The sequence below is a fragment of the Butyrivibrio sp. genome, assembly GCF_017635265.1.
Taxonomy (GTDB): Bacteria; Bacillota; Clostridia; order Lachnospirales; family Lachnospiraceae; genus Butyrivibrio.
Map to the genome: position 1 here is coordinate 1 of NZ_JAGBLU010000023.1, position 12939 is coordinate 12939.

At 39.4% G+C, this 12939-nt stretch carries 12 protein-coding genes; 2 read left to right on the forward strand and 10 right to left on the reverse strand.

Annotation, left to right across the window (positions count from 1 at the left end):
• Positions 1-177 precede the first annotated feature (177 nt).
• From J6O61_RS02870 to J6O61_RS02910, 9 genes are all read right to left on the reverse strand, one after another.
• Positions 178-834: a hypothetical protein gene (locus J6O61_RS02870; protein WP_292209360.1), complete on the reverse strand. Its 657-nt coding sequence runs from the start codon at positions 832-834 to the stop codon at positions 178-180.
• Positions 835-841: 7 nt separating this feature from the next.
• Positions 842-1468 carry a hypothetical protein gene (locus J6O61_RS02875; RefSeq protein WP_292209362.1) on the reverse strand — a complete coding sequence of 209 codons (627 nt, stop codon included), beginning with the start codon at positions 1466-1468 and terminating at the stop codon, positions 842-844.
• A gap of 21 nt (positions 1469-1489) precedes the next feature.
• Positions 1490-2293: a DUF1295 domain-containing protein gene (locus J6O61_RS02880; protein WP_292209364.1), complete on the reverse strand. Its 804-nt coding sequence runs from the start codon at positions 2291-2293 to the stop codon at positions 1490-1492.
• 33 nt (positions 2294-2326) lie between these two features.
• A complete protein-coding gene (locus tag J6O61_RS02885; protein WP_292209366.1) occupies positions 2327-3175 on the reverse strand; it encodes an SDR family oxidoreductase in 849 nt (282 codons plus the stop codon).
• 66 nt (positions 3176-3241) lie between these two features.
• The gene (locus J6O61_RS02890; protein WP_292209368.1) at positions 3242-4171 is read right to left on the reverse strand and encodes a hypothetical protein; all 930 of its coding nucleotides are present in this window, start codon (positions 4169-4171) and stop codon (positions 3242-3244) included.
• Between the two features lie 112 nt (positions 4172-4283).
• The gene (locus J6O61_RS02895) at positions 4284-4808 is read right to left on the reverse strand and encodes a TetR/AcrR family transcriptional regulator (protein ID WP_292209371.1); all 525 of its coding nucleotides are present in this window, start codon (positions 4806-4808) and stop codon (positions 4284-4286) included.
• A 224-nt stretch (positions 4809-5032) separates the two neighbouring features.
• Positions 5033-7558 (reverse strand): hypothetical protein, encoded by a 2526-nt coding sequence (locus J6O61_RS02900; RefSeq protein ID WP_292209373.1) that lies wholly within the window; start codon positions 7556-7558, stop codon positions 5033-5035.
• A 164-nt stretch (positions 7559-7722) separates the two neighbouring features.
• Entirely contained in the window at positions 7723-8277 is a 555-nt protein-coding gene (locus J6O61_RS02905; RefSeq protein WP_292209376.1) for a DUF3990 domain-containing protein, read from the reverse strand.
• A 67-nt stretch (positions 8278-8344) separates the two neighbouring features.
• Positions 8345-9109, reverse strand: coding sequence for a PHP domain-containing protein (locus J6O61_RS02910; RefSeq protein ID WP_292209379.1), 765 nt, complete (start codon positions 9107-9109; stop codon positions 8345-8347).
• Between the two features lie 86 nt (positions 9110-9195).
• Here J6O61_RS02910 and J6O61_RS02915 point away from each other — a divergent pair, with 86 nt between their 5' ends.
• Complete coding sequence (locus tag J6O61_RS02915) at positions 9196-9978, forward strand: formate/nitrite transporter family protein (protein WP_292209383.1); 783 nt, start codon at positions 9196-9198, stop codon at positions 9976-9978.
• A gap of 500 nt (positions 9979-10478) precedes the next feature.
• On the opposite strand, the gene J6O61_RS02920 is transcribed toward J6O61_RS02915, so the two are convergent.
• Complete coding sequence (locus tag J6O61_RS02920; protein WP_292209386.1) at positions 10479-11642, reverse strand: hypothetical protein; 1164 nt, start codon at positions 11640-11642, stop codon at positions 10479-10481.
• Between the two features lie 181 nt (positions 11643-11823).
• On the opposite strand from J6O61_RS02920, the gene J6O61_RS02925 reads away from it, so the two are divergent.
• A complete protein-coding gene (locus tag J6O61_RS02925) occupies positions 11824-12597 on the forward strand; it encodes an SDR family oxidoreductase (protein WP_292209388.1) in 774 nt (257 codons plus the stop codon).
• The last annotated feature ends 342 nt before the right edge of the window (positions 12598-12939 follow it).

Sequence of the window (12939 nt, forward strand, 5' to 3'; positions counted from 1 at the left end):
GGTTCAGTCAAGGGTGGCGGACGTTGCCAGGTCCTATGGCTATATCATAAAAATGGATGATCATATAAAATTGTAAATGCAAGAATGCTTACGCTATCCGCGTAAGCATTCGTAACCATAATCAATTCTATTTTATTTCCTGTCGCTAATCTACAGTATACATTATTCTTTTCTACATTAAACTCCAAACAACACCTGATAAAAAAGCTTTTTAGTTCTTTCTTTTCCAATCGCATTTATAAATACGTTTGTTGAGGGTCCTCCGTTTTCAAGCAGATCATTTACATAGTTAAGTGTCTTTTGTTTCTTAACTGCCACATCAGTAACGGGAATATCAGGCAGATTAAAAAATGTCATCACATATTCCTTTGATAACTTATCAAAAGCACCCGATATTTTCTTTTTGCCTTTATATGACATTCCTCCGGACAGCTTTATATCGTCATACCAATGCTTCCCCGGATTTCTGCGTGGAAGATCTCTATAACCGGCAGTCAATGTCTCAAGTTCATCCACCACATCCAGTGACTCTAAGTTAACAACAGTATCAAAAAGTTCTCCAATCAAGGTATCAGTGCCAAAGGCTTTTATTCTGTCATAAGAAAAAAGAGGAAGATCTTTCTCCAAAGGTGTGACTATTATAGTGTCCATCTGCATAAGTCCAAACAGCCCCTTGGCATTCATAAATGATATGTGTCCCAGGCCTTTTGCTCTATATGCCTTAATGTCAAATTTCATCCCCTGAATCTTAAGGTTATCAAACCCTTGCGTATTTATGGGCTCAAGCTCACATTTTTTCTGTATAATTTCAAACAATTCCGCCGCACACTTCATAATCATCTCACCTTCCAAGAACAAGATCAGTAAGCCCTGCTCTTTGCATTACTATTACTCCATAAAGAAATAGCCCTTGTCCAACTACGTTGATTCCCTGAGCAAGCCAGTTCATATAACTTTGGCTAAAGTCTTTTGCAGATAAATATCCCATAGCAAGTGAACATATAAACGAAAGTAAAAAAACAACTATGAGAAGCGGCCTTTTTAATTTAATTGATATTATACACAGCACAAAATACATCAGCGCAAGCCCCAGACACATGCAGCTTACAAATATGGCTGTCCCCGAAAACACGGGAGGTGCAGCCGCACAAAGAGCCGCATCTTTTCCCTGCTTATGTACTATCATTGCCACAATTCCTATTCCTGCAAGTAAAAAACCTATTGACTGAAGCGGAAAAAATATATCATTCAAAGCCTTAAAATCACATATGCCGGAAGCGTAAAGAATCTTGTAAAGCGCTTTTGCCACTCCCGCACATATGATATCGATTGTTCCGACTGCAAATAAAGCAAATGCTCCCTTGCTCATCTTGTTATATAAATCCCTTTGAAGCATGATTGCTGCTACAGAAAAAAGAATAACCGGTATAAAATCTGTAATCCCCATTGAAATTGAAAAGTTTTTCATACATAACCCCCGATGCTGTCATTAAGCTTTTTTGTTCAAATGATATATTGGCAAAAAAGGAATGATTATTGGTGTTCTATCTGCATAGGCATTGTATGCCTTATCATTGCCATACCGGGCCATTTGACGTTTTTCAAGGCGCTGGGCACCGTTAAACATAATATAAACAATGCAGATATAGGCTATGATTGCCATTAACCACTGACCAATCCCTGTATATGTTGTGACACCCGATATGAATACCCCTGTCCAGAAAATTATCTCCCCAAGATAATTAGGACATCTTACCATTTTGTATAGTCCTTCTGTGGCAACCATATTGGGATTTACTTTTTTCTGTTCAGACTTTTGCTTATCAGCCAGTGACTCAAGGCAAAGCCCGCACACAGATATGATTATTCCGATAACAGGAATAACTGCATCTTTGGATCCATTCGCATATCTAAAAAGCATAGGGCTTACCTGGGCTGTATACAGAACAGCCACGCATACCCAGATAGAAACGCTTACAAATACCGGAATCTTTTTGTCATTTCCTGTGGCTTCCTTTAAAGTCTTGCGATATGCGGCGTTTTTTATTTCTCTAACCAAAAGAAATCCTGAAAGTCTTGCACCATATGCTAAAAACAAAACCGTCTGTAAAACCAAAAGCCAGGTAACACCTTGTGCCAAGCCATTTTTCAAAGCAATAATAAGAACGGTAAGTCCTCCGCCTGCTATTGCAAAACCGTAACCAATAGATAAAAAATACACATATTTGTAAAAGCCTACTGCACACAAAACCGCGCAAACAAGGCATATTATTGCCAGATAATTAAAGTACATAACAAATCTCCTTTTCGATATAGTTTACACATATTATTTTTTAAAGCTGTCCTTTATGTACTTGGCAAAACTCATATCTCCATACTGAGTTGAGCCTATCATATCCTGCGACAGGGTGAATTTTGAGAAACGTATAATTGCTTCTTTTCCGTTTTTCCTACACTTATTCACAAAAGCAAGGATATCAAAAAGCCAGGTTGGGGCCTTTTTTATAACCGCCTCTTTTCCCGCTGCCTCAAAGCACATCCCGGCGATTTCTTCATAGGTATATGTCTCTTTTCCGCCTACATCATAGATCTTATTGTCGTCCATCATATGTTTTACTATAAAATCAGCAAAATCTTCAGTTGAAATAACATTACAGCTTACAGGCTTATTGCCAAGAAGAGTAACTGAGCCTTTCTCAACCATTGGTCTGAACACCTTTACAATGTCGTAGAAATACCCTGTTGGCCTGTGGATAACATAGGTAAGCCCGCTCTCCTTTAGCTTGTTTTCAAAAAGATATTTTGCATGTACCATTGGAACTTCCTTGGGCGCCTGATCGGCTCTTATTACTGAGATATAAGTAAAGTGCTTAACCCCGGCTCTTTTTGCCTCTTCCAAAATATTGAGATTCCCCTGATAATCAATATCATAGTTGGAAATAGTAGCGGAACCCTTAGTAAGCCCGACTGTAGTTATGACAACATCTGCTCCGTCGCATGTTTCCTTTAGTGTTTCCGGCTTTGTTACATCAACCCTGGTAAAAGAGTATTTGCCATCAAGCTCAATATCTCTCTGCATCATGTCAAGTGCTACAACTTCATGCCCTTCTTTTAAAAGAACTTTAAATATATCTGCGCCCAGATTGCCATAGGCGCCTGCAAGTACAACCTTCATGTTTACATTTCCTCCAAATAACGTAGTTTTATTATGTGCCCTACTTCTGTCTAATATGAACAAGAATTATTTTTTCTTCTTTTCCTGAGCGCGCTTGTCGTTGATAATCTTCATATGTTCTTCTGTGACAAGCTCCACATTGTTCTCTCTTGCCCATTCAACGCATCCCTTTAAAGCCGCCGGTAAAAAGACTCTTGGAACTCCCAAAAGGCACTTTAATGCATCATCTGTAAACTTAATCTTGTCATCTGCTCTTTCTGCCGCATAACGGACAGAAGCAAGCGAAGCTTCACGAACCTGTAACAGTTCAGCCCTCATGCGCCTTTTTCTGTGGAACCAGAAGTTCTTGGAATCTCTGTATCCGTAATCCACAGGAAGTGGCGGAAAGTCCCTTGCTGTAACACCATTAATTATGGCATCGCGATATTTCTTTTTCATAAGGATCCTGTCAATTCTAAGAATAAAATGTGCTCCAAACTTACTGGTGATGCCGTTGAAATCATGATATGGTCCTTCATAACCTTCAAGCTGACCCGGTGCATCATTTGAAGCCCCGTCCAGATCACGCATCCATGTACACTCGATCACTTCAATGGCATCAGTCATGACCATCGGTCGTATGTCATCAGGGTTCTCTTCCTGAATAAGGCTTTTTTCAAGTTTAAATTTGCACTTTGGCATCTTCTCAGACGGCTTATCGCCCGGCCATGAAAGTTTAACTGCCTCATGAAAGTTTTTGGGATTATCATCGATAAAGTTGATCGCACACTTACCTGTACGCAGAATGTTCTGGGCTGTATTTGATGAATTACGGCAATTAAGAAGCATTGCATAATAATCCCTGCCGGCAACATAATATGGCTGGATCAGGGAATATGGCCCTAAATTAGTTGAACCGTCTTCACATAAAGTGCTTATAAGCACGGTAGGCATCGGAAAAAACAATGATGTCTGATAAAAATTGTCTACGATTCGCAAGTTTTCAAAGCTACTCATTTCATACCCTCCGTTTTTGTAATTTATAGCTAAAAAAGACGCTTCCCCATTTTTGCGCCTTTTTAAGTTTCACTTTTCAGCAAAAAACTTTTCCTTAAATACATGCGATGTTTTATAGACTTAAGAGAATTTTAAAGATACCGGCCTGCTTATCAAAAGGCACATCCTCAAGTGTCCAAAAAAGCAGTGATTCAGCAATGTGCCTGGAAAGAAACTCCGGATCATCATAGTCTTTGCAGGTGCAAACCGGCATTATTATTGCTGCAAGTACTCCGCGCAGCTGCACATGTCTTTCAGTAAAAACCGAAGAATAGACAGATGCTGCATCCTTGTCATTAAATAGAAAACTGTATTTATCTATAAAAACCTTTAGATAGTCATGAATACCCTCAAGAAAAATAAGCGGCTTAGACGTATCAAGTTTCTTCATTTGCACGGTGCAATTTTTCCAGTCTTCAAGCATAAACGAAGAAATCAGCATATCCTTGGACGAAAAATAATTGTACATGGTTCCAACACCAATTCCACAGGCTGTAGCCACCGAACGGATAGTTGTCTTCGAATATCCATTTTCAAAGAGCTGCCTCTTTGCTTCTTCAATTATTTGTTCTTTTATATTTTCTATGATTTTGGGCATTTTTATTATTCCTTAGATAAATTCTCGAATAGTGAATATTAAAATACAATCATTTTTATGAACGTGTTCGTTTAAATAGTAACAATCTCCGATATAAAAATCAATGTCTTGGCATAAATCAGTTTTTTTTCGGAGATGTTTACAATTTTGTATATTATTTTTTGGCAGAAATTAAGGGGTGCATACACCTTGACAGCGTATGCACCCCTTATTCTTATTTTATATCAGGCTTCAATTTCCGTATATCCAAAAACTTCGGCAAGATGCATGAATCCTACAAATCCATTTGCATCTAATAATGAAGCCACGTTATATCCTGCAGGAATTACAACTCTCCATTTTTTGCCAAGTGTCTTGTTAGGGAATATGAGTTCGATTCCAAGGTCGGAGCGTGTAGCAATCGAATTGATCATTGCTGCGTCAAAACAACTTGTTGTATCTGTCTCAATCCTTAACATACCACCCATAGGCGCAGAGGAAACATTATCTATAAATGCACTCTTATACTGGGCAGGTGTAACTTCATACATATTAAAAGAAACTGATCTCATAGGAAGTACAGCTCCACTTACTACTTCCGGAAGAGGATTGTCTAAAGTGGCGTTTCTAACCTTTATCATTCCATGAGGTGCTCCGTAGCTATCGGGATTTACAGGTGCTGCAATTTCAGCTCTCTGAACAGGAGCAGGATCCTGTGAAGGTTCTTCATCTTCATCAATAACTACCACATTTATAGGCTGTGGGTTAACAGGTTTATCTTCCTCTTTTGATGGCTGTGGAGTTACAGGTTTGTCTTCTTCCTCAGATGGCTGCGGAGTTACAGGTTTATCTTCTTCCTCAGACGGCTGCGGAGTTACAGGCTTATCTTCTTCATCTGAAGGTTGTGGGATAACTGGTTTATCTTCTTCGTCCGATGAAGTTGGAATTGGATCTTCCGATTCATCATTAATAACTTCTGCTATCTTTTTGGCATTAAGTTTAATGCCGCCCTTAGCATTAATAAGCGTTACAGTCCCATTCTCATATTTAACAATTGAAGCGTCATATTCATCAAGCTCATATCCTGTAGCAAGTGTGATAATAAATCCTTTGTTCAAAGCTGCAGTATAAAATTCTCTATCCTCATTATATTCTGCCCCTTCGCCGATTGAAATATTCTCACCTGCATCAATGATGTATTTTATTGTCTGAGCTATATATTCATCAAGTTTATCCTCTGATACCGCCTGTGTTTCTACTTCAACAACTACCGGGGTTGGTGCATCAATGTTATATACTGTTACAGTAGGAAGGGGTGCAGCATCAGCCTCTTCTCCTTCTACAACTTTGCCCTGATCGCTGGACAATGATACTTTAACACCTGTTTCTTCAGACTTGATTGTATTTTCAACTATTACTTTCGCTGTATCATTTCCTGAGTGAGAAGGAGTTTGTGCAGATACTCCGACAGACGCACCGAAGACATCTCCTTCTACAACTACTGTTCCTTGCTCAGATACGATTCCTATGCTTCCGCTTTGAAGGGCACTAACATTCCCTCCGATTTCTACATCGGAGCCGGTCTGATATATAGCGGCAGCTGCTCCACCATAAGTAACATCTCCGCCTATATTTACTTTAGAATTATCGCGCACATACACTCCTGTTTTCCAAACGTCACTGCTCGTACTTGTTACATCTCCGGTCACATTTACAATAGCGCCTTCAGCCGATATCCCTTGTCCGAGATTTGTAACATTTCCTGTAACATTTATTTCACTGTTATAAGCAGACACAGCGGCCTCAGCGGTGGCTTGGGCTGAAATATTTCCGCTTTCTGCATTATCAGCTGTGCCAACAGTAACCTTACTTCCATCAGTTGCACTAACTCCTATACCGGCTGTTCCCGCTACATTACCCTTAACTGTTACTTCAGAAAAATTCAAGGCACTTACACCGGTTTTGCCTTTAACGTCACCATCTACAATTACAGTACTTTCGTCTGCAGCATACACTCCTAAGCCGGTTTTTGAAGTGACATCTTCTCCAACTGCAACTTCCGCCTTATATTTAGCCTCTACTCCGCGTGTTTCTCCTGTAACATTTCCGCTTACGCTCACTTCACTTCCATCGGCATTTACTCCGATATTTAGCTTTGAAGTAACATCCTTTCCAACTTCTACTTCTGCGCCCTTTTCAGCATGGACTCCATCATTGGTGTCATATGTATTATTATAATTTCCTCCGGTAACACTTCCTACAACAACGACCTGCGTATTTCCACTACCTTCGGTAGCTTTTACTCCATAGGATCCCCCATTAACATCACCGCCTACCACTACCTGAACATTGGCGCCACCACCACTACTGTCACCAGCAATTATTCCTTCTCCATTATTAGTAGCAGTTACATTTCCTCCTACAGTAACGGTTCCGTTAGTTGCATTTATACCATCGCCCTGTTCTACTTTATTAGTCACATTACCTGTAACTTCAATAGTTCCGCCCTCTGACACTTTAACTGCTGCAGACTCACCATCTGGTAAATTTTCTATTACAACATCACCCTCATATTTTCTTTCTGTTTCAGGCTCACTGCCTGCATTCCAGCCTTCATCAGTTATCTGTCCATTTATGACTGTAGTTTCATCAATGGTAACACTACCAATGTTTACAGGTTCTTCTGCCGCCACAGTCATTGCAGGCATAGCAACGCTTAACGGTATAGCTGTCATAGCAGCTGTCATCCTCATAAGAAATTTTCTGTACATAACATTCCTCCATATCAAATTGCTGTTTTTTGAATCTATGTGGATGTTATCAGAAAAAAAAAAAAAAATAAACACAATACAGAAAATTTCAGATATCTTTAATGATGGGTTAAATCTTTTTATAAAAATTTCACCCCATCCTCACTTATTTTATTTTTCACATGTCAGGAAAGACTTTCCATTGTCTTTGCAAATTCTTCCATGTACTTTTTATTGTCAAAATCAGATAGTTTCTTAAACTCCCGGATCTGTTCCGTGGTAAGAACATCATGAGAAATAAACTTAAGATTGTCGGAAGCTTTTTGGCTCTTTAAAACAATCTGGTCATAAGAATCGCCAACCATAAGTAGTTTCATAGCCTCATCATCAGATAAAAATCCACTGGTGATAACTCCCAAAGTATCATGAATAGTATCGTTGGCAATCGGTCCAATAATCAGATCATACTCTCTAAGATAGTCTGCTTTCCCACGCCTGTTATTAAATATATACTCAAACCATTCCTTGCTTCTTTCAAAATGTTTGATTTTCAGACTACTCTCATCAAGCTCATACTTATTTATGATGATATCAGCATCCTTTTTCTCAACCACCCAGCGGCCTGCAAACTCATATTTATCAGAAGTATAAAAGCCCTGCCCAAAATCGGCATTTTTCCTGCCATAATGAATATCCGGTTTCTCGATAACACTATAACTTGCATGAAATAAAGTAATCATATATTATTCCTCTTTTATCATAATAATGAACATTATTGCCTTAATTGTCTAACTGTGCGTATATTTCTCAATGGTAAATGACTTCAAGAGATGGTCCTTTATCCGGAGTTGTCAAAAGAGCATTAGTGTCAACCTGCTTAAACTCTGATAACGGATTCAATGCATCGCTCTTATAAAGAGGTATGCCCTCTCCTGCCATAAACGCTTCAACATACTCTTCAATTGTCTTTATGGTACGGCTAAATCCCATTCCACCCATGTTTTTTAATCCAAAATTGTGGATATCAGAGCCTGCAGCCATCCTCATGCCATTTTCCGCCGCATACCGGTATCCGAGAGCATTCTGCCAGTCAGGGTTTGACGCATTATAGACCTCTGCACCGTCACAAACTTTTTTCGTAAGATGTATCGCTTTCAGATAATCTCTTTCCCTATATGGATGCGCATGAATCATTATAGCCCCGGCTTCATGAACTGTCTCATAGACTTCATATCTGTCTTTTTCCATTATGTCAGGATTAGATAAAAGCCAGTTCTTATCTAATCCGTAAATCAGATACTCGTCTCCTTCGAAGTTATATTCAACTCCAAAAAGAACTGTAAAATCATCGGTAGTTGCTGCCTTTACATGTTCATATCCCTTGCAGTAGAGATCAACTTTCTTTTCCCATGGCAGATTTTTAGGAACCGCACTGTTTCCGTTAAAAAAATGATCTGTCACGATGATTCCGCTATATCCAAGTTTTTTCATATAATCTATGTACTTCTCTCCGGGAGTTGATGAACAGGCACTTCCTTCGATAGTGTGCAAATGAGTTTCAAAAATATACATGATTAAATCCCCAAAAATATTCCCTTTTCAAAAATACTCCTTTAAGATTATAATATAGTTTCACGTTAATTTGGGAGGAAAAAGATATGAAATCACCGGCAGAAATTGCCACCAGATATGAAGCAGCAGGTTCAGCTAAAGCATCTGCCCCTTTTGGTAAGACTCTTTTACTTGGAATAATGGCAGGAGCATTTATAGCACTTGGAGGTTTGGGAAGCCAGATAGCTTCCTGCTTTGCTTCAGATCCTTCATCCGCAAGGATGATCAGTTCGGTTGTCTTTCCGATAGGTCTTTTCATGGTTCTTATTGGAGGTGCAGAGCTCTTTACAGGCAACTGTCTTATTACAATCCCTGTTCTTTCAGGTAAGGCCAAACTTTCAGGCATGTTCAAAAATTGGGTAATTGTTTACTTTGGAAACATGATCGGTGGCTTTATAATCGCCGCTCTTGCAACTTTCAGCCACATTTATTCATTTGGCGACAACGCACTTGCTTTATCAGTCGTTAATACCGCCATTACAAAATCAAACATAAGCTTCGCAGATGGTCTTTTAAGAGGAATTCTATGTAATGTATTGGTATGCATGGCTGTATGGTGCTCATTTGCAGCAGACGAACTTGCAGGTAAAGTTCTTGCACTCTGGCTTCCTGTAATGCTCTTTATCATTTGTGGATTTGAGCACTGCGTTGCCAATATGTACTTTATTCCGGCAGGAATGCTTACTTCAGTCTTTTATGGAATCCCCGCAGATGGCTTGTCACTTTCCGGGTTCTTTATAACAAACCTTGTTCCGGTAACAATCGGAAACATCATTGGTGGCGGCTTCTGCATAGGAGCAGCATACTATGCCGCTTACCTAAAAAAGTAATCACTAATACAAGAACATATACTTTCTTGCTAGCGCCAAAATAAAATCCATTTGCGTCCATAGCTTTGTCCAGAGCTCGGGTAGTATTCGCAAAGAGACAGTAAATTCAAAATAATTCGCCTCATTTCCTTTCATGCTTATTCAAAACAGGAAATGAGGCTCTTATTTTTCATTAGCAGTCTCTATTGCTCATACTAAATCGCTCTATCCAAAGTTATGGGCACAAATGGATTTTTCTATTTACTGCATGGATAAGATACTATTGCTATAGCAGAACAGCAGATGAGATGGCAGTGTAGACATAGTTATGTGAACGATTTATTTTGAAATGATGATAAATGGATATAAATAAACCCACAAAAGACTTGTGTTTTGAATAAGCATGAAACAAGGCTTTTGTGGGTGTTTTATATCCAATTTATCACATTGAAAAATACCGGAGTGAACAGAACTATGTCTACACTGTCGTTCATCTGCGTCCGCTTACAAAAAAGTATATGTTACTGCACAACACTATATTCAATCACTTCTGCATTTTCAAGGTCTGCGTACATATTAAGCATTGCTGAATCATCCGGAACAACTGCATTTTCATCACCATCAAGTTCGCGAAGATCTGAATGGTGATAATAGGTTGCATCTCCGTTTGTATCGTACTCCACATAAGCTTCTTCATCAATGCAGAAAATTCCATCGGTAATCGTAAATCTTCTTATTCCGTGATTTCCACCTGCGTAGAGCTTTCCGTCATAAATTGCCAGTGGATAAGCTGTTCCGCCTGCCTTCACATATCCAATATATTCAGGCACGCCACTGTCATTGTATCTGTATACTTCTGAATCGATTGCTGCATTAAAAACGCCACCATCAACATCATTGTTGAAAGTATAATTTGTTACAAGTAAAACATCAGTACCATCAATTGTAGCATTTGCGTAACCCTGACCTGATGTAAGCTTGTCTACAATCTGTGTAAAAGTTTCACATCCTGTAATATCAGTTGGAATATATTCATCATCTTCAGGGATATTGGCACCTATTTGCTTGCTCTCATCATACATTGCTTCTGCTACAGCCTGAAGGTCGAATCCATCAAGATTGTCTGCTTCTACTGAAAGAGCATAACTGGCACCTGTCTCAATGTCATACCAGGTAACAAGGTCAACATATTTATCATCGCCTATATATCTGGAGTATACTCCTGTCATATTTCCACCGGCCCAATTTGCAAGAGTGATATCATCCTGTGCTGTCCAATTATAATAAAGCCCTGAAATATCTGCTGAAGGATCTGAGGTTCCATACTGCTCTCTGGCCACAAAAGAATTGCCATCAAGATCAAAAGTCATTTGAACCAAAGGCCATGAATACTCACTTTCACTTGTTTCCGGATCCATCATACTCCACACAACATTAGTCGCACCTTCCGGGACTGAAAAGAGATTTGGCGCAACCTCATATGCTTCTTCCTCGGTACAATCATGCCATGGATTTGCTATGCCTATTGTACTGTCGGATTCTGCGGCGGCAGCAACATCTGATACTGCATCTGCAGACTCACTGTTTTCAGGTATTTCTGCTGTACCTTTCCCGTCAGCACCACAAGCTGCCATTGGTAAAGCCATTACTGCAGATAAAACTGCTATCAAGAATCTTTTTTTCATAATTTCCTCCTCATATTTGAAATAATAATTCAAATATTATGCTACACCATATCCCGTACCATAAAAATAAAAAAAATATAAAAGAATTTCAAATTTTATATTGCACACAATTTAATTATGTGGTAGATTGTATACAATCTAATTCACAAATACAAAACATACAAAGAAAGGATGTGATTTTATGAATAATATATTTGATTTAACAGGAAGAGTTGCACTTGTAACCGGATGCTCCACAGGACTTGGCGTGCAGATGGCTAAAGCTCTTGCAAGTCAGGGTGCTTCTATCATTGCCCTTGCCAGACGTCAGGAGATGATTGATCAGGTTGCAAAGGAAATACATGATACATACGGAGTTGATACCCTTGCTATAAGATGTGACATCACAGATACAGATATGGTAGAAAAAGCTATTGATGAAGCCCTTGCTCACTTCGGAAAGATTGATATCCTCATCAATAACGCCGGTACAGGTGCTGTTGCTCCTGCTGAAGATATTACAGATGATCAGTTCAGTAACGAGCTTAACATTGACCTGTTCGGAACTTTCAAAGTTGCAAGAGCAGTTGCTAAAAAGGCAATGATTCCTGCAAAATACGGCAGAATCATTAACATTGCTTCTATGTACGGACTTGTTGGAAACAAGATTGCTCCTTCATCTCCATACCACGCAGCTAAGGGTGGCGTCGTAAACCTTACAAGAGCACTTGCAGGTGAGTGGGGAAAACACGGCATAACTGTAAACTCCATCTGTCCCGGGTATTTCTACACTCCACTTACAAAGGAAACCCTTGATTCAGATTATTTCAAAGAGTACGCAAAGACAGCTATTCCTATGGAAAGATACGGTGTTGAAGGAGAGCTCGACACAGCGGCAATTTTCCTTGCTTCTCCAGCATCCAGCTACGTTTCAGGAATTGCTTTACCGGTTGACGGCGGCTACACAAGTATGTAATACGCCCAAAGAACTGATCTATAAACGTACCATGCAGTAGATTAAAGAGATTGCTTTAGTAACACAAAATATATGTGATACGACTTATACTGTAGATTAGAGAGAGGATTCTGATGTTTGCAATTAGCATGCATCAGAATCCTCTCTCTTTGTATATGCGTAAGTGATTGGCAACGTCCGCCACCATTGACTGAACCTGAGGAAAACGCCTTGGTCTGCGAGCCGACGGTGAGGATGATGGGAACAGTAGAGGTGGCCTGAAGTTTTTTAAGCGCTATATGCCCAAATCATCCTTTTCATCTAAACATCAATGATTGTTTTATAAAAAGAAAGCATGTGTAC